The sequence below is a fragment of the Serratia sp. PF-27 genome, assembly GCF_030053255.1.
Classification (GTDB): Bacteria; Pseudomonadota; Gammaproteobacteria; order Enterobacterales; family Enterobacteriaceae; genus Serratia; species Serratia bockelmannii.
On record NZ_JASGBT010000023.1, the window covers coordinates 338858 to 358775 of the forward strand.

Here is a 19918-nt window from a genome sequence, read left to right on the forward strand (position 1 = left end):
TTAAATTTGGCGGTGAGAGAGGGCTTGATTCGCTGCGCTCACCCTGCGGGCCGCCGTTGGCGGTCCAAAACGCAGGCGTTTTGTCGAACCCTGTCGAGGCTTCTCGCCCCTCTCGGCGGTGCACCATGCAAAAAAAAAGCCTGGATGCGAATCCAGGCTTTCTCTTTGAATTTGGCGGTGAGAGAGGGGTTCGAACCCTCGATACACTTTCGCGTATACACACTTTCCAGGCGTGCTCCTTCAGCCACTCAGACACCTCACCGTTTTGTTGTCGATAACGCTTTGCGCTGTCGACGGGCGCTAATGTAGGAGAATCTGATCTCAGCGTCAACCCTCTTATTTCATTCTCATGACTGTTTAGCCAAACTTGCAGCAATTTGCTGATTTACCGAACGATATTCCCACTCGTGGCCACACGTGAGCAGGGTAGACCGCAGTCGGAATCCATAAAAGACGATTGTTTGACCTTTTTCTGTACAGGTAGCTCAATATATCGCCACTGACGTTAGGTTGTCTGCTGTTATATGCATTAATACTGGATTATTAGTCAGATGTGTCGCTAAATGGAATTGTGTCGGCGCGGCGTTTTTGGCAAGGAACATCACAACGCCGTGCAGATTGCCGGGTGACAGGCCGGCGATATCGCAGACAGGGACAGACTCATTACATAATAATGCAGTAGAGGTTCGTTTTGACTCCTTCAGATGCCATGCCGGCGCCGCAAGCGCGCCATGCCATTCCCCCCGGTGCGGGGGCGCTGTTCTTCATCCAGATCTTCGCCACGCTGGGTTTCGCCGTACTCTATTCCACGCTGGTGCTGTACGCCACCAAGCGGCTGGGCTTCAACGAAAGCAGCGCCAACGCCATGATGGGCGTGTTCGGCGCCTTCAACTATGGCCTGCACATGTTCGGCGGCTATCTCGGCGGCCGTTTCCTCAGCAACCGCAACCTGTTCGTGCTCGGCATGGTGCTGCAGGTGATCGGCTGCGCGCTGATTGCCGTCGCGGGCGTGTGGGGGCTGTACTGGGGGCTGGCGATGTTCCTGACCGGCAGCGGCCTTAACGTGACCTGCATTAATATGATGCTGACTCAGCGTTTCAAGCCGGACGATGATCGGCGCGAATCGGCCTTCCTGTGGAACTACGCCGGCATGAACCTCGGGTTCTTCGTCGGCTTTACCGTCGCCGGTTATTTCCAACTGACGGAAAACTACCGCGCGCTGTTCCTGTTTGCCACGCTGGGCAACGCGGCGGCGATTATCGTCGCCGTCTGCCGTTGGCGCATTCTGGCCGATCTCAATACGCCGCTGCACGATGCCAGCCGCAGCCAATACCGTTGGCGCATGCTGGTCGGGCTGGCGGTGCTGGTAGCGCTGGTGCCGATCATCCGCGTGATGCTGACCCACGCCGAGTTCAGCGGCCATTTCGTGATTGTGCTCGGCGCGCTGATCTTCCTGATGCTGTGCGTCGTGACGCTGCGCCACCATCCGCGCGATGAGCGCCGCAGAATGGCGGCTTATCTGATCCTGGCGCTGGGCTCGCTGGTGTTCTGGGCGCTGTACCAGCTGGCGCCGATGGGGCTGATGCTGTTCTCCGAGCACAACATCAATCTGAACGTTTACGGCATTCAGGTGGCGCCGCAGTGGATCCAGAACATCAACACGCTGGTGATCGTGGTGGGCGGCCCGCTGCTGGCCTGGTGGTTCAATCGCCTGCGCGCTCGCGGTTGCAACATCGACATTCCGCTGCAGTTCTCCGGATCGCTGTTCTGTATCGGGCTCGGCATGCTGGTGCTGCCGCTGGGCATCAGCATGGCGGGCGGCGACGGGCTGGTGGCGTTTAAATGGATCGTCATCAGCTATGTGCTGCAAAGCGTTGGCGAATTGATGATCTCGCCGATCGGTTACGCGATGATCGGCAAGCTGGCGCCGCCGCGCTATCAGGGCGTGATGATGGGCTGCTGGATGATGGTGACCGGCGTCGCTTCGGTGTTGGCGGGCTACGTCTCCGGCCTGATGCCGGAAAACAGCGGCAACACGCCGCTGCAAACCAATCCCGGCTACAGCGAAATCTTCAGCGCGCTGGGCTGGGGGGCGACGGGCGTCGGCGTGGCGATGCTGATTCTCATTCCGCTGCTGCGGCGCCTTATCCGGCGCGACGGCCCGTCTGCCGCCTGATTGGCGAGTATGCGCAACAGCCCCACTGGTCGGGGCTGTTTTTATTTTGGGCTTTAACGCTTGCATCCGGCGGCGAATCGCGGAAGGCTGGAGGAAAACCAATAAAAACAAACGGGAGCCCGCAGTATGAACATCATTTATTACCACCCCTTGTTTAACGCCCAGGAATGGCTGGCCGGCATCAAGCAACGCCTACCGCAGGCCGAGATCCGCGAGTGGCAGCGCGGCGACGAGCGGCCAGCCGATTACGCGCTGGTGTGGCGCCCGCCGCACGAAATGCTGGCCAACCGCCGCGATCTGAAAGCGGTGTTCGCCCTCGGCGCCGGCGTCGATGCCATTCTTGATCAGGAGCGCAAACACCCCGGCACGCTGCCCGCCGGCGTGCCGCTGCTGCGGCTGGAGGATACCGGCATGGCGCAGCAGATGCAGGAATATGCGCTGAGCTATGTACTGCGCTATTTCCGCCGTTTCGACGAGTATCAGGCGCTGCAGCAGCGGCAGGAATGGCAGCCGCTCGATCCTCACTCGCTGGATGATTTCACCATCGGCATCCTCGGCGCCGGCGTGCTGGGGCAGAGCGTGGCGCGCAAGCTGACCGAGTTTGGCTTTCGCGTGCGCTGCTGGAGCCGCAGCGCCAAACAGATCGACGGCGTGCAAAGTTTCGCCGGGGAGGCGCAGCGCGCGGCCTTCCTCGACGGCGTCAAACTGCTGATCAACCTGCTGCCCAATACGCCGGAGACCGTCGGCATCCTCAACCGCGAGCTGTTCGCGCAGTTGAGCACGGGCGCCTACCTCATCAACATCGCGCGCGGCGCACACCTGGTGGAGGCCGATCTGCTGGCGGCGCTCGAGCAGGGGCAGCTGGCCGCCGCCACGCTGGACGTGTTCACCCGCGAGCCGCTGCCGCAGGATCACCCGTTCTGGCGTCATCCGCGTGTCACCATAACCCCGCATATTGCTGCCATCACGTTGCCGCAGCAGGCGATGGATCAGATCGCCGCCAACATTCGCGCGCTGGAGGCGGGGCATGCCCCGGCCGGCGTGGTCGACAGGCAACGGGGATACTGATCCTTCAGCCGCCGTTCGGTAACTGATAAGCTGTTATCGTCATCGCGCCTGCCCGTACCTTTGCGGGCGGGCCCTCTGGAAGGAGAAACAATGTACCCCGTTGATTTGCATATGCACACCGTCGCCAGCACCCACGCTTACAGCACGCTGCACGATTACATCGCCGAAGCCCAGCAGAAGGGCATCAAGCTGTTCGCCATCACCGATCACGGCCCGGACATGGCCGATGCGCCGCACTACTGGCACTTTATGAACATGCACGTCTGGCCGCGCCGGGTGAACGGCGTGGGCATCTTGCGCGGTATCGAAGCCAACATCAAAAACCTACAGGGCGACATCGACTGCACCGGCCCGATGTTGACCGCCACCGACGTGATCATCGCCGGTTTCCACGAGCCGGTGTTTGCGCCGCAGGATAAAGCGTCCAATACTGAAGCGATGATCGCCGCGATGGCGCAGGGGGACGTGCATATCATCAGCCACCCCGGCAACCCACGTTATCCGATCGACATTCCCGCCGTCGCGGCGGCGGCGGCCAAATACGAGGTGGCGCTGGAGCTGAATAACTCGTCGTTCACCCACTCCCGCAAGGGCAGCGAGGCCAACTGCCGGGCGATCGCCGCCGCCGTGCGCGATGCCGGCGGTTGGTTGGCGCTGGGTTCGGATTCGCACGTTGCCTTTTCGCTGGGTAACTTTGAGCACTGCGAGCGCATCATCGACGAGGTGGGCTTCCCGCAGGAGCGCATTCTCAACGTCAGCCCGCGCCGGCTGCTGGATTTTCTCGAACGGCGCGGCAAGCCGGCGATTGCGGAATTGGCCGATTTGTGACATCGTCCCGGCAAAATTTTCCGTATTGAATAAGGCTTTATCATGAATGAGTTTTCGATTGTCTGCCGTGTGCTGGGTACGCTGTTCTACCGCCAGCCGCAGGATCCGCTGCTGGTGCCGCTGTTTGCGCTGATCAAAGAGGGCAAGCTGCAGCAGCACTGGCCGCTGGAGCAGGATGACCTGCTGAAGCGTTTGCAGCAGGGCTGTGACGTCAACCAACTGGCGACCGACTTCAACGCGATGTTCGTCGGCAGCGAGTGCAGCGTGTCGCCGTTCCGCTCCGACTACGTCGAAGGCGCGAACGAAGCGGAAGTGCGCACCTTCCTGCAGCAGCGCGGCATGCCGTTGGCGGAGGCGCCGGCCGACCATTTCGGCCAGCTGCTGCTGGCGGCGTCCTGGCTGGAAGATCAGTCGCAGGAAGATGAAGCGCAGGCGCAGATCGCCCTGTTCGACGAGTTCCTGCTGCCGTGGTGCGGCCGCTTCCTCGGCAAAGTGGAAGCGCACGCCACCACCGGTTTCTACCGCACGCTGGCGCTGATGACCCGCGACGCCATCCAGGCGATGCGCGACGAGCTGGCGGAGTACGAGCAGGACGACGAAGCGGGCGACGAAGACGCGTAACGCCGCAGCCATCCAGGCGGGCCGCCCGGCCCGCCGATCCGCTAAACACAGGTTTGCATCCCCCAGACGTAAATTGACAAAAGATCCCCTAATCTGGCGGTTTACCGTCGGTTCGGCCGCGCCTGCGCGCCGCGTTTTTTCACGCAAGGGGTAGATGATGAAAAGTAACTGGATGCAGCAGATTCAAACGTTGATCGGGCAGAAGGCCGGCACGATGGGCGGGGCGGAAGGCATTGGCAAGCTGCTGGCGCCCACGGCGCTGGGCGGCCTGGTCGGCGTGCTGTTGGCCAACAAGTCCTCGCGCAAGCTGGTGGGCAAGTTCGGCAAGAATGCGCTGATTATCGGCGGCAGCGCGGCGGTGGGCGCAGTACTGTGGAACAAGTACAAACAGCGGGTGAAAGAGACCCATCAGGACGAACCGCAGTTCGGTTTGCAAACCACGCCGGTGGATCTGCGCGCCAAACGCCTGGTGCAGGCGCTGGTGTTTGCCGCCAAGAGCGACGGCCATATCGATGCCGACGAGCAGCGCGCCATCGATCACAGCCTGGCGCAGTTGCAGGTGGGGGAAGAGGCGCAGGGTTGGGTACAGGAAGCGCTCGATCAGCCGCTCAACCCGGAATTGATCGCCCGCAGCGTGCAAAACGAAGACGAGGCGCTGGAGGTTTACTATCTGAGCTGCCTGGTGATCGACGTCGATCACTTTATGGAGCGCGGCTACCTCGATGCGTTGGCGCAGGCGCTGAAGATCCCGGCGGACGTCAAGCAGGGTATCGAGAGCGACGTCAACGAGAAAAAGCGCGAGCTGGCGTAGCGCCGCTTGGCAAGCCGGGGGGAATCGTGTCACTCTTGCCGCAATCTATGTAAGCGGATGATTTAGCAATGATGACCCCACCGAAAGCGGAAAAACGTCCTTATCCCATCACTATCCACGGCGATACGCGCGTGGATGACTACTACTGGCTGCGCGACGACGAGCGCGCAGACCGCCAGGTGCTGGACTACCTGCAGGCGGAGAACGCCTACACCGATGCGATGCTGAAGCCGCAGCAGGCGCTGCGCGAAACCCTGTACGAAGAGATGGTGGCGCGCATTCCGCAGCAGGAACATTCGGTGCCTTACGTGCGCCATGGCTATCGCTATCAGACGCGCTACGAGCCGGGCAACGAATACGCGATTTCCGTGCGCCAGCCGCAGGTCGAGAACGAGCACTGGGAGGTGCTTATCGACGGCAACCAGCGCGCCGAGAACCACGAGTTTTACACCCTGGGCGGGCTGGATGTCAGCCCCGACAACCAGCTGCTGGGGGTGGCGGAGGATTTCCTGTCGCGCCGCCAGTATGACATTCGCTTCAAGAACCTGGCCGACGGCAGCTGGGCGGACGAAGTTCTGGAGAACACCTCCGGCAGCTTCGAGTGGGCCAACGATTCCTCGACGGTCTACTACGTGCGCAAGCACGCCAAGACGCTGCTGCCGTATCAGGTCTATCGCCACGTGGTGGGCAGCGATCCGCAGCAGGACGAGCTGATTTACGAAGAGCGGGACGATACCTTTTACGTCGGGCTGGAGAAGACCACCTCCGAGCGCTTTATCCTGATCCACCTGAGCAGCACCACCACCTCGGAGATCCTGCTGCTGGATGCCGATCGCGCGGACGCCAAGCCGCAGCTGTTCGTGCCGCGCCGCAAGGATCACGAGTACGCCATCGATCACTATCACCAGCATTTCTATATCCGCTCCAACAAGGACGGCAAGAACTTCGGCCTGTACCAAAGCGAACAGGCGGATGAAGCGCAGTGGCAGACGCTGATCGCCCCGCGCGGCGACGTGATGCTGGAGGGCTTCAGCCTGTTCCGTGATTGGTTGGTGGTGGAAGAGCGTAATGCCGGCCTGACGCTGCTGCGCCAGATCCATTGGCAAAGCGGCGAAGAGAAGCGCATCGCCTTCGACGATCCGACCTACACCACCTGGCTGGCGTATAACCCGGATCCGGAGACCGCGCTGCTGCGCTACGGCTATTCGTCGATGACCACCCCGACCACGCTGTACGAGCTGAACATGGACAGCGGCGAGCGGACGATGCTCAAACAGCAGGAAGTGAAGAACTTCACGCCAGAAAACTACCGCAGCGAGCGGGTGTGGGTGAAGGCGCGCGACGGCGTCGAGGTGCCGGTTTCGCTGGTGTATCGCCAGGACAGCTTCCAGCGCGGCACCAACCCGCTGATGGTGTATGGCTACGGATCTTACGGCAGCAGTATGGATCCGGCGTTCAGCGCCAGCCGCCTGAGCCTGCTGGATCGCGGTGTCGTGTTCGCGCTGGCGCACATTCGCGGCGGCGGTGAGCTGGGGCAGCTGTGGTATGAAGACGGTAAACTGTTCAACAAGCAGAACACCTTCAACGATTTTATCGACGTGACCGAAACGCTGATCGCCCAGGGGTACGGCGACGGTAAGCGGGTGTTCGCGATGGGCGGCAGCGCCGGCGGTCTGCTGATGGGCGCGGTGATCAACCAGGCGCCGCAGTTGTTCCACGGCGTGGTGGCGCAGGTGCCGTTCGTCGACGTGGTGACCACCATGCTGGATGAGTCCATCCCGCTGACCACCGGCGAATACGACGAGTGGGGCAATCCGAACGAGCAGGCCTATTACGACTACATCAAACAGTACAGCCCGTACGATCAGGTGAAAGCGCAGGCATACCCGCATCTGCTGGTGACCACCGGTCTGCACGATTCGCAGGTGCAGTATTGGGAGCCGGCCAAGTGGGTGGCCAAGCTGCGCGAGCTGAAAACCGACGATCGGCAGCTACTGCTGTATACCGACATGGATGCCGGCCACGGCGGAAAATCCGGCCGTTTCAAGGCCTATGAGGATATTGCACTGGAGTACGCCTTCATTCTGGCGCTGGCGGAGTAACGGCATTCGGCGGGCGGCCTGCGCCGCCCACCGTGTTAGCCGATCAGATAGTATTTCAGCGTGTGCTTCATGTCCGGGCTCAGATCGTCGATGGATTTCAGCATCCAGCGCAGATAGCCAGGATCTTCCTGGGCGATGCGATCAATCTCCTGCCCGCGATACTTGCCGAACTTGAACTTCTTCAGCAGCACCGGCTGTTCGGTGATCTGCACCATTTGCTCCGGCGTCCAGCCCGAATCCTTGATGATGCGTTGCAGCAGCGCGGCGGTGACGTAGCAGTCATACAGCGCGCGGTGCGGGTACAGCGTGGCGTCTGCCGGCAGCTGCACGTCCAGATTCAGCGCGTAGCGCAGATACTGGTTGCCGTACTTGATGTCCGGATACAGCGTGCGCGCTAGCTTGAGGGTGCAGATCCAGGCGCCGTTCATCTCCGGCAACACCCCGCGATCAAAGGCGGCGTTGTGCGCCACATAGTAGGGGCTGCCCTGATAGCGGCCGATCGCCACCGCAATGCGCGGTTTGCCTTCCACCATCTGTTCGGTGATGTGATGAATCGCCATCGCGTCGAGGCTGATGGGGCGATCTGGGCTGACCAGATCGCTCATCGGGTTGGTTAACTGGCCGTCGAGCAGATCGAGGGAGGCCACTTCCACCACGCCGCCGTCCAGCCCGCAGGTCTCGGTATCTATTACGCGTAACGTCATGTTTTCCTCCGCGTTGCCGTCAGGCTTCAGCTTAACCGGCACAGGCGGCCGTGCCAACCGTCGCGGGTCTTGTCGGCGATGATAAGACCAGGGGCGTCATCCGGCGCGGCAACCAGAAGCTCTCCCGTTTTATCCCAGATGGCGCTGCGGCCTGCCGGGATCCAGCCACCGGTCGGCGCCGCATGGTTGGCCATCAGCGTGACCATGCCATAACGCCGGGCATAGCCTGCCAGCGTGGCGCTGTCTTTCGCGTAACCGGCTTCAGATACCAGCACGCCGGCGGCATAAATCTGCGCACCCGCCAGCGCGGCGGCGCTTGCGTGGCCGGGTTGCGAGGTGTCGGCGCAGATAGCCAGTGCGATGCGTTGCCGATGTATTTCCAGCAGCGTGCCGCCATTACCGGGCAAGAACCGTTGTTGTTCCGCGCCGTGCAGATGTTGCTTGGTATAGGCGGCCACCGCGCCGTTGGGGTGAAAGATCAAGGCGGCGATATGCAGCGCCTGGCCGCTGCGCAAGGGCGCGCCGACGATGATCGTCATCTGATGCGATTGCGCCGCCGCAGCGAGCGGTTGCAGACGCGGATCGCCCAGCGTCAGCGCCAGTTCGGCAGCATCGGCCAGCTCATAGCCGCTTAGCGACAGTTCGGGAAAAACCAGCAGTTGCACCTGCTGTTCGGCTGCCTGCGCGACAAATTCAAGGTGACGTTCAAGGTTGCAGGCGATATTGGCCGCAGCGGCGGGGTATTGGGCGGCGGCGAGGGTAAAGCAGGGCATTGGCCATCTCTCCAGTGAGGCAATAAAAAACCCGCCTTGGCGGGTTTAATGACGGATGGAAGGACGCTTACTCACCAGACGGATGCGCTTTTTTGGCGCGTTTCTCCGCACGTTTCTCGGCTGGGGTTTTCAACGGCTTCTTCTTCGCATTTTTTTTGCTATCCATTCCCTTACTCATGATGGCCTCTCGTTACCTATGATTGGGTGGCTTGCTCAGTCATTAACCGCCTAAAGCCGGCAGGATGCAAGCGACAAAGTGCCAGTTGTGTTTAACCTATTGTTTATGCATAAAATTTTGTTTTTAGGTGACCGGGTGTTAAAAATAAATATTATGTTATAATATTACACTTTTGGTGTTGGGAGAGCGCAATGACAGTCATGACGTTACCGGATGCGCAGCAACTGCTGGCCATGCCGGATTCGGATTATATGAACTCGGTTCAACGGGCGTTTTTCCGCCAGCTGCTGCAGGATGAGCGGCAAAAGCTGCTGCTGCACATCGATGAGCTGAAAAAAGAGATCGACAGCGGCGAAGCGACGGGCGATGAAGCCGACAAGGCGGCGCGTGAAGAAGATCTGCGCCTGTTGTTCCGCCAGCTGGATCGCGAAAGCCGCCTGCTGCCGAAAATCGATGCGGCGCTGGCGCGGTTGCAGAACGGCGAGTACGGCTACTGCCGGGAAACCGGCGAACCTATCGGGCTGGCGCGTCTGTTGCTGCGCCCGACGGCGGAGCTGAGTATCGAGGCGAAAACCGCGCAGGAGATGCGCGAGCCGCATATGCGCAAAGGCGGGTAAGGTTTCAGCCGCCGAGCGTATCCACCAAGAGATCGAGAAAGCGCCTGACGCGGGGTTCCAGCAGGCGCTTATTCGGATAGAGCGCCACAATCCTGACTTCTTCACCCTCCACGGCGCGCAGCACCTGCTGCAGACGACCGGCGGCCAAATCCTCCGCAATCATAAACTCCGGCAGATACGCGATGCCCAACCCGGCCAAGGCCGCATCGTGCAGCGCTTCTCCGCTGTCCAGCCGCAGGCGGCCGCGAACTGGGGCCTTGACCCATTCGCCGCGCTCGTCACGCAGCCGCCAGGGCTGTTTTTGGTTGCGGCTGCTGAACAGCAGAGCCTCGTGCCCGGCGAGCGACTCGACGGTATGCGGTTCGCCACGGGCGGCGAGGTAGGCGGGGGAGGCGCACAGCAGGGCGCGATACCTGGCGAGGGTTCTGGATACCAACCGGGTATCCGGCGCCGTGACGCCGATCCGTACTGCCAAATCAAATCCTTCTTCCACGACATCCGCCAGGCGATCGGAAAAACTGATCTCCACCTGCACCTCAGGCCAGGCGACGAGAAATTTCGGCACCAGCGGTAACAGGATCCGTCTGCCGAAGGCGGAAGGGGCGGTCAACCGCAGCACTCCGCGTGCGGTGCCCTTGTCGCCGGCCACGCTGGCCTCGGCATCGTCGACCGAAGCGAGGATCTGCAGGCCACGTCGATAAAACTCTCGTCCCTCGTCGGTCAGGCCAAGCGAACGCGTGGTGCGATGCAACAGCCGCACGCTCAGCCGCTGCTCCAGACGCGCGATGGCTTTGCCCGCCGCCGAACGCGATAGCCCCATCGTCTGTCCGCCGGCGACAAAACTGCCGGCGTCGACGACGGCCATGAAAACCTGAATGTCATTGAGATTCGCCCGTAGCATGCTGCCCTCTGAGAACCGGTGATAAGATAATTAATTTAACATATTCAATGTATTAACTGCATCGTCAACGTCGTTTCAGTGACGACATCCATTCGCCAATCAAACGATTATAGTCGTCATGGAAACGATAAACGGTTGGAGAAACAGCATGAAAAATGGCATCACGCACTACCACCACGGGGTCATTTGGGAAGAGGAGAATGGCGTGTCCCAAGGCTATCGCGTCAAGGATACCCTCTACATCTCTGGGCAGTTTTCCCATGATATGCAGGGGGAGTTTGTCGGTGCGGGCGATATCGAACGGCAAACCCAACAGACGTTGGACAATCTGGATCGGGTATTGGCGGGATTCGGTGCCGAACGTTCGAACCTGGCGTATGTGGAGATCTACCTGACCGATGTACTGGCGCACTTTGAACCGTGCGTTGCGTTGTTCAAGCGCTATGTCGGCGATCACCGGCCCGCCGGTTCGCTGATCGGCGTCACCGGGTTGGCTTCGCCTGAGCAATTGGTGGAGATCAGTGCGATCGCGCACCTTAACTGATCGGGCCTGTGGGCGTTTTGCAGCCAGGTCGATGTGATTTTGAGCAAACGCGCGCCGAGTTCTCGGCGCGCGTTCGAGTTTTCGGGTTTTACCGTTGACCTGCCGGGCGGCTTCCGCTTTGATGAAAGCATGACTCACAGAGAGACGGAAAGCGCCATGGAACAATTACGAGGTTTGTACCCGCCGTTAGCGGCATACGACAGCGGTTGGCTGGACACTGGGGATGGCCACCGGATCTACTGGGAGCTGAGCGGTAACCCGAACGGTAAACCGGCGGTCTTCATTCACGGTGGACCGGGTGGCGGTATCTCCCCGCATCATCGTCAACTGTTCGATCCCGAACGCTACAAGGTGCTGCTGTTCGATCAGCGCGGTTGCGGCCGTTCCCGCCCGCACGCCAGCCTGGACAACAATACCACCTGGCACTTGGTGGCCGATATCGAGCGGTTGCGCGAAATGGCCGGCGTCGAGCAGTGGCTGGTGTTCGGCGGCTCCTGGGGGTCTACGCTGGCGCTCGCCTATGCGCAGACCCACCCGGAGCACGTCAGTGAAATGGTGCTGCGCGGCATCTTCACCCTGCGCAAGCAGGAGCTGCATTGGTATTACCAGGACGGCGCTTCGCGCTTCTTCCCGGACAAATGGGAGCGCGTGCTGTCCATTCTGTCGGATGAAGAACGTAAAGACGTGATCGCCGCCTACCGGCAGCGGCTGACCTCGGCCGATCCGCAGGTGCAGCTTGAAGCGGCCAAGCTGTGGAGCGTGTGGGAAGGGGAGACGGTCACGCTGTTGCCGAGCCGTGAATCTGCTTCGTTTGGCGAGAATGATTTCGCGCTGGCGTTCGCCCGTATTGAAAACCACTACTTCACGCATCTGGGCTTCCTGGAGAGCGACGACCAGCTGCTGCGTAACGTGCCGCTGATCCGCCATATTCCGGCGGTGATTGTCCACGGCCGCTATGACATGGCCTGCCAGGTGCAGAACGCCTGGGATCTGGCCAAGGCCTGGCCGGAGGCGGAGCTGCATATCGTGGAAGGGGCGGGGCATTCGTATGATGAGCCGGGTATTTTGCACCAGCTGATGATCGCCACCGACCGGTTCGCCGGCAAGTGACGCAAAAACCCGCCGTAATGGCGGGTTTTGTTATTTGACCTTCGGCTCGTACGGCAGGCGCGAAAATCTGTGGGATTCCGCGCGGTAGTGCGCCACGCGCTCGCGAAAATAGTCGCGCAGCGGCTCCGGCTGCTCGCGCTCTACCACTTCCGGGATCACCGGCATGTTGTAGCGCTCTTTGTACGCCACGCCTGAGGCGGCGAGATCCACGTTCACCCTGTCCATCTCTTCTTTGGACAACTCGGCCAGATTGTAACCCACGCTATGCTCCTTACTTACTTTGCCGCATTGAATCTGCGCAGAAGGTAATCCACCCGGCGGCGCTTGGCAAGCCCGTTGCGCCGCCGTCGCGGGCGATATTTATCCAGCAGTAATGCAATCTATTTATTCTTTTAAATAAGAATGATTCGCTTTATGATTAAAATAAAAGATGAAAATAATTATCATGTTAATTCTCAATGTATTGGTGATATTTTAATTTATTGATATTTATGGTTTTTATAATTAATTTGATTTGAGTGTAAATAAGGTGTTTTTATTTTTACGGCAGCAGGGCATAATGCGCGGAAATTAAATTCATGACCTGCAAAATAAAAGGAATCATTATGCTGACGCAAGAAATGACTCAAAAGCTGAATGAGCAACTGAATCTGGAGTTCTACTCCGCCAACCTGTACCTGCAGATGAGCGCATGGTGCAGCGATAAAGGCTTTGAAGGCGCCGCCGCATTTCTTAAAGAGCACTCTCAGGAAGAGATGCAGCATATGCAACGCCTGTTCGACTACCTGAGCGACACCGGTTCTCTACCGCTGCTGGGCAGCATCGCCGCGCCGCCGGTGGCGTTCGAATCGCTGGCGGACGTGTTCCAGCAGACCTACGAACACGAACAGCTGATCACCCGTCAGATCAACGAACTGGCGCACGCCGCTATGACCGCGCACGATTACTCCACCTTCAACTTCCTGCAGTGGTACGTGGCGGAGCAGCATGAAGAAGAGAAACTGTTCAAATCCGTGCTGGATAAGCTGGCGCTGGTGGGCACCAGCGGCAAAGGCTTGTTCTTCATCGACAAAGATCTGAAGAAAATGGGCGCGATGGGCCAGGGCGGCAACGGCCAGGCTTAATCTGCACCAGAACATCGAAAAACCGCGCGCAGGCGAGCCTGACGCGCGGTTTTTTTTACCCTGCGTTTATCGCGGTTATGCGGCGATACGTGCTGCCGGATCGCAAAATGCCAGTGATGCGCTCGACTTGCTGAGGCGTGGTCGTTATGATTTACCGCGATACGCTACAGGGATGGTAGAGTCAAAACAGCGGGTTAGCCGATATAACCCGTTTTTCTGTTTACCCGTGGCGCAATCACTTGCGGTGGGTTGGGGCCGCTGATACATCGCCTTGGCTGTGGCCTTAACCCTTATGACCCTCTTTTACTGTTAAGGGATACCACTGTGATCGGTAAAATTCGTTCCTCCTGTCGCCTGCTTTCCACCGTTTTCGTCCTGTTCGTTGGCCTTTCTTCACAGCAAGCCTTGGCGCACGCTCACCTGAAAGTGGAAACGCCGAAGGCCGACGCCAGCGTCAGCCCGGCGCCGAAGGCGCTGACCCTCAGCTTCTCCGAAGGCATCGAGCCGAACTTCAGCGGCGTGAAAATCACCGGCCCGGACAACGCCGTGGTGAAAACCGGCAAGCTGCAGCTCGATCCGAACAATAACACCCAGGTCAACGTGCCGATCGACGGCGAGCTGAGCGCGGGCAAATACAACGTCAGCTGGCATGTGGTGTCGGTCGACGGGCATAAAACCAAAGGCCAGTACAGCTTCACCGTAAACTGATCGTGGCTCTGGCGACCCTGTTCGTTCTGTGTCGCTTGGTGCACTTTGCGGCGGTGATGCTGATGTTCGGCATCAGTCTGTTCACCGCCTTATTGTCACCGCAGCGCCTCTCCCCGATCCTCTCCCGCGATGTGCGCCCGCTGCTGCTTGCCGGCACCTGGGCTGCCGGGCTTTCTGCCGTGGCGCTGCTGGCTATTCAGGCCGGGCAGATGGGCGACGGTTGGCAAGACGCCTGGCGGCTGGAGATTTGGTGGGCGGTGCTCGGCACCACCTTCGGCGAAGTGTGGCGCTGGCATCTGGGCCTGTCGCTGCTGGCGATCCTGAGCCTGCTGCTGCCGGAGCGGCCGCGCGCGCAGGCGTTGGCGCTGTGTTCGGCGCTGCTGCTGGTGAGCCTGGCGTTTATCGGCCACGCGGCGATGCACGAAGGCACGTTGGGCGCGCTGCACCGCGCCAACCATGCGATACACCTGCTGGCCGCCGGTTACTGGTTCGGCAGCCTGGTGCCGCTGCTGGTTTGCCTGCGCTACCTGCAGCCGCCGCAGTGGCGCAGCGACGCCATCACCACGCTGATCCGTTTCTCGCGCTGGGGGCACCTGGCGGTGGCGGCGGTGATCGTCACCGGCATCGTCAACAGCCTGATCATTCTCGGTGGTTGGCCGCTTAACCTCAGCTCGCCTTATCAGCGCCTGCTGCTGATTAAAACCGCGCTGGTGGCGCTGATGGTGATGGTGGCGCTGGCCAATCGCTACGCTATCGTGCCGGCAATGAGCCGCGTGCCGGCGCTGGCGCAGCGCGGCGTGGTGCTGGCCTGCTGGCTCGAAGTCGGGCTGGGGATGGCGGTGCTGCTGCTGGTCAGTTTATTTGCAACCTATGCGCCGGTATGACATTTCAGCTTGCCGCAGGCCGGCAAGCTGCGGGAAAATCGACGCGAATAGCAACCTTAAGGCCAACACATGAAATCGGTATTACTCGGCATTACGCTGCTGGCAACCGCGACCGGCGCGCTGGCGGCAGACAAACTGGTGAACATCACTAAACTGGAGTACGGCAAACAGTGGGCGTTCACCAAGGAAGAGGTGACGCTGCAGTGCCGCAGCGGCGGCGCGCTGTTCGTGCTCAACAACAGCACCTTGATGCAATACCCGCTCAACGATGCAGCGGAGCAGCAGGTGAAGAAGGGCCATCAGCGTGCGCAGCCGCTGGAGGTGCTCCTGCTGGACGACCCTGCCGAACCAGGGAAAAAAATGAGCCTGGCGCCGTTCATTGAACGCGCCGAGAAGCTGTGCGCTGACTAACCGCTTGTTTGCCAACGCCTTGCCCAACGTGCGCGGATTGATGCGCATTTGCCGCATAGTTATTTCGTCACGAAACTATCACGCGGCCGCCGGGCGGCTGGCAAAACTGGCGCGGTAGGCTACTCTTAAAGTGCACGGCTGAACAAGCCCTGCATTAAATGCCAACTTTTAGCGCACGGCTCTCTCCCAAGAGCCATTTCCCTAGACCGAATATAGGAATCGTATTCGGTCTTTTTTTGAGTTATTGATTTTAAAGGGTTTATTTTCGTTTGTCCGAAAATGTCCGAAATATGTCCGAATTTTGATATTCGGTCTTTTAGAGCATCACGTACTCCTTCCCCCTCGTTTTAAGATATTTCAGCGTCATCATTTCGGTTGTATGCCCCAGCAGTTTTTGAGCAAATGCCTTGTCGTTCTGCTTTTCGTACAGGCGGCCGGACAGGCTTCGGATCTCGTGGAACGTCGGCGGGCTTTCCTGAAATTCCAAACCTGATGCTTTCCGCGCGGCGACAAATTTTTTCGTTAACCCGTCGGGATGGATCGAACCATCTGGGCTATTTTTCCTGATGCCGGCGCTGATCATGAAGTCTGTCGTGCTGACCAATCGGCATCGGTCGATAACGGTGCCAAGCCGCAGGCCCATACATTTCAGTTCAAGATCAAGGGGGAGGGAGAGCAAAGCCCCCGTCTTGCCTTGTTCAACCTGCAGGCGTCCGTCAACGATATGGCTAAAGCGCATTTGCGTCAGATCCTCGCGGCGTTGGCCGGAGACCAGAGCGAGATCCATCGCCAGGCAGAACCACGGCGGCATTGTCTCCGCTGCATCTCGAATCGGCCCGTATTGCTTCAGCTCCAGACGTTCGCGCATCACGACAGCTTTCGCCGCGCGGGTAGGGGTCACAGGGTTGTTTTCGATGTGACCTTCCACGATCGCCTCGCGGAAAATATCAGACAGCACCGATCGCATGGTTGCGGCCATTGTCTTTTTGTTCTGGGCGATCCAAAACTCGAGAAATTCGGCGATGTGGCGTGTCGTGATTTTTGTCAGCACCATGTCGCCCAGGCGCTCCCGGATAATGGCAATTTGTCCAGCGCGCACTTTGTATGTGTTCTCGGCCAGTTCTCGCCGCTTGAACAGGACATCGTAACGATCGAGCCAGGCGTTTAGCGTGTATTCGTGGCTGCCCTTAATTTTCTCCAGGAGCAGAACGGGAGAGTAATTTTGCTCAATATAGTGGTTGGCTTCAATCGCCTGGGCGATAGCCTCGCGCCGCGAAATCTGACCGAGAGAGATCTCCTTTTTGGTGACTGGATTGCGCCAGTAGAACGCGTTCCGGTTTCGGCGGAATGTCAGGTTTTTCGGTAAGCGCATGTCATAACCCTCCCTTCGCCGTGCCATTGATTACTTTCTCCATGAACGCGAGCCTCGCTGGATTTGGGCTCTGCGCTTCCTTTATTTTTCTCCCCAGGTTGAAGTCCTTGGGGTTGATGTAAATAGTCCCAGGCGTCAGTCGGTACTGCTTGCCGTGCTTCTCAGCCGGCGGGTAAAAGTTTCCGTTGCGCGCCCAGCGCCAGAGCGTCTGAATGCTTGGTTTTTTATCGGTGTAGTTATCATCTCGCCATTCTTCGAGAGTCATCCATTTAGCCATTGGTCATGCCTCACTAAGCACAACCGGCCACAATATTAGCCGTGGCCGGCGTTGTGCGTTGATTTTCCAAAATCAGCCCTGAAACTCTGGGCGCATATCGTCGAGCACTAGCTGGAAACGCTCCATGTCGTCGGCGCTTAGATCTCGTTCTGACCGTCGCACCAGCGCCTCTACCGCGGCGAACTCCTCGGCGCTCCGGCAGTCTTTCAGTTGGCTGCTGATGCTGCCGCATGCGGTGATCTGCCGGTGGCGCTTAATCACTTTGTTTTTCAACTCGGTGTAAGCGGCGATCCCCAGTTTTTGGCGTAACTCTTCAACCTGTGCGCGAATATTTGAGGCTTGGTCTGTTGTTTCTGCCTGATCGATAGCTGTCCGAATGCCGCCGGCAATATCATCCGTATCGACAGGTGGGGCGCTCTGCTGCACGGGTGCGGCGGCAGGTCCGTCCGCCAGCTGGCTCACACTGACGCGCAAGGCGCCGCGCTGCGGGTTGATTTCACGTTCTTCCGTCTTTTCCAACTCGTCGATCGTGTAAACGCCGAGAATCACTTCCGGGCAGTACAGGCGCGCCCAGCGCTTTACTGCCAGGTAGGCCAGTTGTTGGCGCGGATCATCAGCCCAAAGCGTAGAGTTGCGGGTGCGGGCCTGCGCCAGCATGAGCACCAACTCCCGCGGTTTATCCTCCCCCCTCAGCGTTGCCCAGACGCGGATCCCAATCCCTTCTTCATCAGCCAGGCGCCAGCCAGGAATGCGATACTCCCCTTTATCCCCCTTGCGAATATCAAACTTGCCGATCACCTTTTCCCACGGACCGAACCAGTCATAGTTGATGCGGTCGACCAGCGGCCCACGAGTGGAAATCACCGCATTAACCAGCTGCGCTTCGTAGCCGAGAACGCCGCTCACGATGAAAGTTTTCTGAGCCACTGCGAAGGGGTTCATTTGCCACTGGGCGGCCTGCATAGCGATCGCCATGCAGTCGGCAGGATTCCCTCGTAGATGGGCGGGGATCGTCGCTGTACCGCTCGCCATGACCTGCGCAAATTGGTTGATAGCGGTCAGGTACTGCGGGTTGAACAGCGCGATGTTTGAGTCGGTAACCGACGCCGTTTTTTCTTCAGGAATGCTGATATTGCTCATTATGTTTTGCCCCTTATGCAACGCGCAGCGCTTCCATGCGGCGCTGGTCATAGTCGTTTAAGTCGTCGACGATCTCTTCGGTGATCGGCGCCGGCCAGGTGTCGGTGTCGAATGCGTTTTTGATGTCTCGCAGCGCCTTTTTGTACTCAAGCCGGCCAAGCTCAAGCAGGTCAGGAGAAGCCTCGACGATAGCCACCCAGTGATAGCCCTCGTCTTTGTTGACGAAGATCCAGAAGAACTGGTCAAAGGCGGCGATGTCGCTATACATGGCTGCGCTGAGGTGGTAGTCCCGATCGACAATTTCCCGGTGCAGCTTGGCGCGCAGCGCGTCTTGCTTTACGCGGCCCATGCTGACTGATTTCAAATCCACACCAACGCGCACGCTGTTGAGATCGATCTCAAGGTCAGGGCGGACGCGGACCTCGAGGCCGGTTTCTTCATCAAACCCAAAATAACTGGCCTCAACCGCGCGATGCTCATGCTGCAGCAGCGGACCCGCTGAAGGATGGGTAAACAACGCCCTCTGAATAGCTTTGGCATGCTGCATTTGCTGCTGGGTGACCAGCTGACGGTCGTCGTCGGAATTTTTCCAGGCATCGATCAGTTCGTCTGCAAAGATGGCTGTTGGCAGAATCGTTTTGATGCGCGCTGCCATTTCTTCCTTGGTCCCGCTGACCGACAGCGGGGCCGGGATCGCAACTTCACGCGCAGCAAACTCAGGATCGATGATTGCCAACTGCTCGAGTAGCGCATCACGGCCGCCGCTGACCTTAAGCGGTTCAGGCAGCGTGCTGTTGTACTCTTTGATGCAGGCTTTCATGGCTGTTGCGGTGAACTTCTGGCCGTCAGGAATGGTCTGGAATTCCTGCGGCAGCAGGGAGTAAATCCGGCCTATTTCGTCCGCATTACCGCCCAGCGCGTAAGGTGTTGGCAGCTTCGCATTATGTTCATCAATGACGGTGCGCAGAGTGTCCGTATCCGCCATTTTCGGCAGCGTTTCGTTGTGCTGTTCAATAAATGCGCGCATTGAGGCGGTGTTCGTGAAAGCGCCGTCCGGGATAATCGGCTCTACGTTGAAATCTCGCTCCAGATTCTCTGGCTCAAGCGCCAGCGTGTGCACCAACGAGCCGAACGTCAGCGCGTCGCTGCGTTCCCGGCCGATCGTTTTGATGACGTGGCGCCCGTGGTAATACATCAGGCTGATGCGCGCGTCCTTCACCTGAGTGCTGCTGATGCCGTTCGCAGCGTGATAGGCTGTGTTTGAAATATCAGCGTAACGGCCTGGCTCGAAATACGCCTGTGCGCAATCTGCTGCTGGCTCACTTTCTTGCCGCTGCGCTACTTCCGCTTTTTCATCGTCGTTTGAGGCGTCTTTGCATGTCTGCTCTGGCGCCGGCTGCTGCTCGGTATCTTCGCTCAGTTCGCTATCAGCCTGCACTGCAGCCAGCGGGGAGGCTTCGAAAAGACTGGACGCATCGAAGTGGCCACCGCCTAAGCTGACAAGCTCTGGCTCTGGCTCTGGCTCTGGCTCTGGCTCTGGCTCTGGCTCTGGCTCTGGCTCTGGCTCTG

The 19918-nt window shown here is 59.2% G+C and carries 21 protein-coding genes and 1 tRNA gene; 13 read left to right on the forward strand and 9 right to left on the reverse strand.

Features of this window, described 5'->3' with window-relative positions; translation table 11 throughout:
• Window positions 1-172: 172 nt before the first annotated feature.
• Window positions 173-262, reverse strand: a tRNA-Ser gene (locus QMZ29_RS24850).
• A gap of 447 nt (window positions 263-709) precedes the next feature.
• Between QMZ29_RS24850 and QMZ29_RS24855 the strand changes: the two genes are divergently transcribed.
• The 6 genes from QMZ29_RS24855 to QMZ29_RS24880 all read left to right on the forward strand — a co-directional run bounded on the left by QMZ29_RS24855 (window position 710) and on the right by QMZ29_RS24880 (window position 7606).
• A complete protein-coding gene (locus QMZ29_RS24855) occupies window positions 710-2176 on the forward strand; it encodes a peptide MFS transporter (RefSeq protein ID WP_049203463.1) in 1467 nt (488 codons plus the stop codon).
• 126 nt (window positions 2177-2302) lie between these two features.
• Window positions 2303-3244, forward strand: coding sequence for a glyoxylate/hydroxypyruvate reductase GhrA (ghrA, locus tag QMZ29_RS24860; protein WP_164062629.1), 942 nt, complete (start codon window positions 2303-2305; stop codon window positions 3242-3244).
• 90 nt (window positions 3245-3334) lie between these two features.
• Entirely contained in the window at window positions 3335-4072 is a 738-nt protein-coding gene (locus QMZ29_RS24865; RefSeq protein WP_025302439.1) for a phosphatase, read from the forward strand.
• A 42-nt stretch (window positions 4073-4114) separates the two neighbouring features.
• Window positions 4115-4693: a TorD/DmsD family molecular chaperone gene (locus QMZ29_RS24870; protein WP_060432878.1), complete on the forward strand. Its 579-nt coding sequence runs from the start codon at window positions 4115-4117 to the stop codon at window positions 4691-4693.
• Between the two features lie 157 nt (window positions 4694-4850).
• Window positions 4851-5504, forward strand: coding sequence for a tellurite resistance TerB family protein (locus QMZ29_RS24875; protein WP_173890550.1), 654 nt, complete (start codon window positions 4851-4853; stop codon window positions 5502-5504).
• A 68-nt stretch (window positions 5505-5572) separates the two neighbouring features.
• A complete protein-coding gene (locus tag QMZ29_RS24880; protein WP_261423631.1) occupies window positions 5573-7606 on the forward strand; it encodes a S9 family peptidase in 2034 nt (677 codons plus the stop codon).
• A gap of 35 nt (window positions 7607-7641) precedes the next feature.
• On the opposite strand, the gene exoX is transcribed toward QMZ29_RS24880, so the two are convergent.
• Window positions 7642-8310: an exodeoxyribonuclease X gene (gene exoX / locus QMZ29_RS24885; RefSeq protein ID WP_004928833.1), complete on the reverse strand. Its 669-nt coding sequence runs from the start codon at window positions 8308-8310 to the stop codon at window positions 7642-7644.
• Window positions 8311-8336: 26 nt separating this feature from the next.
• A complete protein-coding gene (locus QMZ29_RS24890; RefSeq protein ID WP_197823285.1) occupies window positions 8337-9083 on the reverse strand; it encodes a carbon-nitrogen hydrolase family protein in 747 nt (248 codons plus the stop codon).
• A gap of 369 nt (window positions 9084-9452) precedes the next feature.
• On the opposite strand from QMZ29_RS24890, the gene dksA reads away from it, so the two are divergent.
• A complete protein-coding gene (dksA, locus tag QMZ29_RS24895; protein ID WP_025302444.1) occupies window positions 9453-9878 on the forward strand; it encodes an RNA polymerase-binding protein DksA in 426 nt (141 codons plus the stop codon).
• Between the two features lie 4 nt (window positions 9879-9882).
• Here the strand turns inward: dksA and QMZ29_RS24900 are convergent, their stop codons facing one another.
• Complete coding sequence (locus tag QMZ29_RS24900) at window positions 9883-10779, reverse strand: LysR family transcriptional regulator (protein ID WP_043141627.1); 897 nt, start codon at window positions 10777-10779, stop codon at window positions 9883-9885.
• 148 nt (window positions 10780-10927) lie between these two features.
• On the opposite strand from QMZ29_RS24900, the gene QMZ29_RS24905 reads away from it, so the two are divergent.
• Entirely contained in the window at window positions 10928-11323 is a 396-nt protein-coding gene (locus tag QMZ29_RS24905) for a RidA family protein (protein WP_049203470.1), read from the forward strand.
• A gap of 156 nt (window positions 11324-11479) precedes the next feature.
• Window positions 11480-12433, forward strand: coding sequence for a prolyl aminopeptidase (pip, locus tag QMZ29_RS24910; protein WP_197836716.1), 954 nt, complete (start codon window positions 11480-11482; stop codon window positions 12431-12433).
• A gap of 30 nt (window positions 12434-12463) precedes the next feature.
• On the opposite strand, the gene QMZ29_RS24915 is transcribed toward pip, so the two are convergent.
• Window positions 12464-12694 carry a DNA polymerase III subunit theta gene (locus tag QMZ29_RS24915; RefSeq protein WP_043141621.1) on the reverse strand — a complete coding sequence of 77 codons (231 nt, stop codon included), beginning with the start codon at window positions 12692-12694 and terminating at the stop codon, window positions 12464-12466.
• A 344-nt stretch (window positions 12695-13038) separates the two neighbouring features.
• On the opposite strand from QMZ29_RS24915, the gene ftnA reads away from it, so the two are divergent.
• The 4 genes from ftnA to QMZ29_RS24935 all read left to right on the forward strand — a co-directional run bounded on the left by ftnA (window position 13039) and on the right by QMZ29_RS24935 (window position 15560).
• Window positions 13039-13557 carry a non-heme ferritin gene (gene ftnA / locus QMZ29_RS24920; protein ID WP_025302449.1) on the forward strand — a complete coding sequence of 173 codons (519 nt, stop codon included), beginning with the start codon at window positions 13039-13041 and terminating at the stop codon, window positions 13555-13557.
• Window positions 13558-13881: 324 nt separating this feature from the next.
• Window positions 13882-14265 (forward strand): CopC domain-containing protein YobA, encoded by a 384-nt coding sequence (yobA, locus tag QMZ29_RS24925; RefSeq protein WP_025302450.1) that lies wholly within the window; start codon window positions 13882-13884, stop codon window positions 14263-14265.
• Window positions 14266-14267: 2 nt separating this feature from the next.
• A complete protein-coding gene (copD, locus tag QMZ29_RS24930) occupies window positions 14268-15149 on the forward strand; it encodes a copper homeostasis membrane protein CopD (RefSeq protein ID WP_261423617.1) in 882 nt (293 codons plus the stop codon).
• Window positions 15150-15218: 69 nt separating this feature from the next.
• Window positions 15219-15560 carry a YebY family protein gene (locus QMZ29_RS24935; RefSeq protein ID WP_025302452.1) on the forward strand — a complete coding sequence of 114 codons (342 nt, stop codon included), beginning with the start codon at window positions 15219-15221 and terminating at the stop codon, window positions 15558-15560.
• Window positions 15561-15876: 316 nt separating this feature from the next.
• On the opposite strand, the gene QMZ29_RS24940 is transcribed toward QMZ29_RS24935, so the two are convergent.
• From QMZ29_RS24940 to QMZ29_RS24955, 4 genes are all read right to left on the reverse strand, one after another.
• Complete coding sequence (locus QMZ29_RS24940; protein ID WP_103798663.1) at window positions 15877-16959, reverse strand: tyrosine-type recombinase/integrase; 1083 nt, start codon at window positions 16957-16959, stop codon at window positions 15877-15879.
• Window positions 16934-17209 (reverse strand): excisionase, encoded by a 276-nt coding sequence (locus QMZ29_RS24945; protein WP_015377485.1) that lies wholly within the window; start codon window positions 17207-17209, stop codon window positions 16934-16936. Before QMZ29_RS24945 ends, QMZ29_RS24940 begins: the two co-directional genes overlap by 26 nt.
• Window positions 17210-17281: 72 nt before the next feature.
• A complete protein-coding gene (locus tag QMZ29_RS24950) occupies window positions 17282-18349 on the reverse strand; it encodes a RecT family recombinase (RefSeq protein ID WP_282994125.1) in 1068 nt (355 codons plus the stop codon).
• A 13-nt stretch (window positions 18350-18362) separates the two neighbouring features.
• The coding region (locus QMZ29_RS24955; protein ID WP_283225795.1) for an exonuclease family protein at window positions 18363-19918 on the reverse strand (1556 nt) is incomplete at its 5' end.

Excerpts from the sequence above, each read along its gene's own strand:
- QMZ29_RS24890 (WP_197823285.1), bottom strand. The coding sequence starts at position 9,083 with ATGCCCTGCTTTACCCTCGCCGCCGCCCAATACCCCGCCGCTGCGGCC.
- QMZ29_RS24855 (WP_049203463.1), top strand. The coding sequence starts at position 710 with ATGCCGGCGCCGCAAGCGCGCCATGCCATTCCCCCCGGTGCGGGGGCG.
- QMZ29_RS24950 (WP_282994125.1), bottom strand. The coding sequence starts at position 18,349 with ATGAGCAATATCAGCATTCCTGAAGAAAAAACGGCGTCGGTTACCGAC.
- QMZ29_RS24935 (WP_025302452.1), top strand. The coding sequence starts at position 15,219 with ATGAAATCGGTATTACTCGGCATTACGCTGCTGGCAACCGCGACCGGC.
- QMZ29_RS24905 (WP_049203470.1), top strand. The coding sequence starts at position 10,928 with ATGAAAAATGGCATCACGCACTACCACCACGGGGTCATTTGGGAAGAG.
- QMZ29_RS24870 (WP_060432878.1), top strand. The coding sequence starts at position 4,115 with ATGAATGAGTTTTCGATTGTCTGCCGTGTGCTGGGTACGCTGTTCTAC.
- QMZ29_RS24875 (WP_173890550.1), top strand. The coding sequence starts at position 4,851 with ATGAAAAGTAACTGGATGCAGCAGATTCAAACGTTGATCGGGCAGAAG.
- QMZ29_RS24865 (WP_025302439.1), top strand. The coding sequence starts at position 3,335 with ATGTACCCCGTTGATTTGCATATGCACACCGTCGCCAGCACCCACGCT.
- QMZ29_RS24940 (WP_103798663.1), bottom strand. The coding sequence starts at position 16,959 with ATGGCACGGCGAAGGGAGGGTTATGACATGCGCTTACCGAAAAACCTG.
- exoX (WP_004928833.1), bottom strand. The coding sequence starts at position 8,310 with ATGACGTTACGCGTAATAGATACCGAGACCTGCGGGCTGGACGGCGGC.
- QMZ29_RS24880 (WP_261423631.1), top strand. The coding sequence starts at position 5,573 with ATGATGACCCCACCGAAAGCGGAAAAACGTCCTTATCCCATCACTATC.
- dksA (WP_025302444.1), top strand. The coding sequence starts at position 9,453 with ATGACAGTCATGACGTTACCGGATGCGCAGCAACTGCTGGCCATGCCG.
- QMZ29_RS24900 (WP_043141627.1), bottom strand. The coding sequence starts at position 10,779 with ATGCTACGGGCGAATCTCAATGACATTCAGGTTTTCATGGCCGTCGTC.
- ghrA (WP_164062629.1), top strand. The coding sequence starts at position 2,303 with ATGAACATCATTTATTACCACCCCTTGTTTAACGCCCAGGAATGGCTG.
- pip (WP_197836716.1), top strand. The coding sequence starts at position 11,480 with ATGGAACAATTACGAGGTTTGTACCCGCCGTTAGCGGCATACGACAGC.
- ftnA (WP_025302449.1), top strand. The coding sequence starts at position 13,039 with ATGCTGACGCAAGAAATGACTCAAAAGCTGAATGAGCAACTGAATCTG.
- QMZ29_RS24945 (WP_015377485.1), bottom strand. The coding sequence starts at position 17,209 with ATGGCTAAATGGATGACTCTCGAAGAATGGCGAGATGATAACTACACC.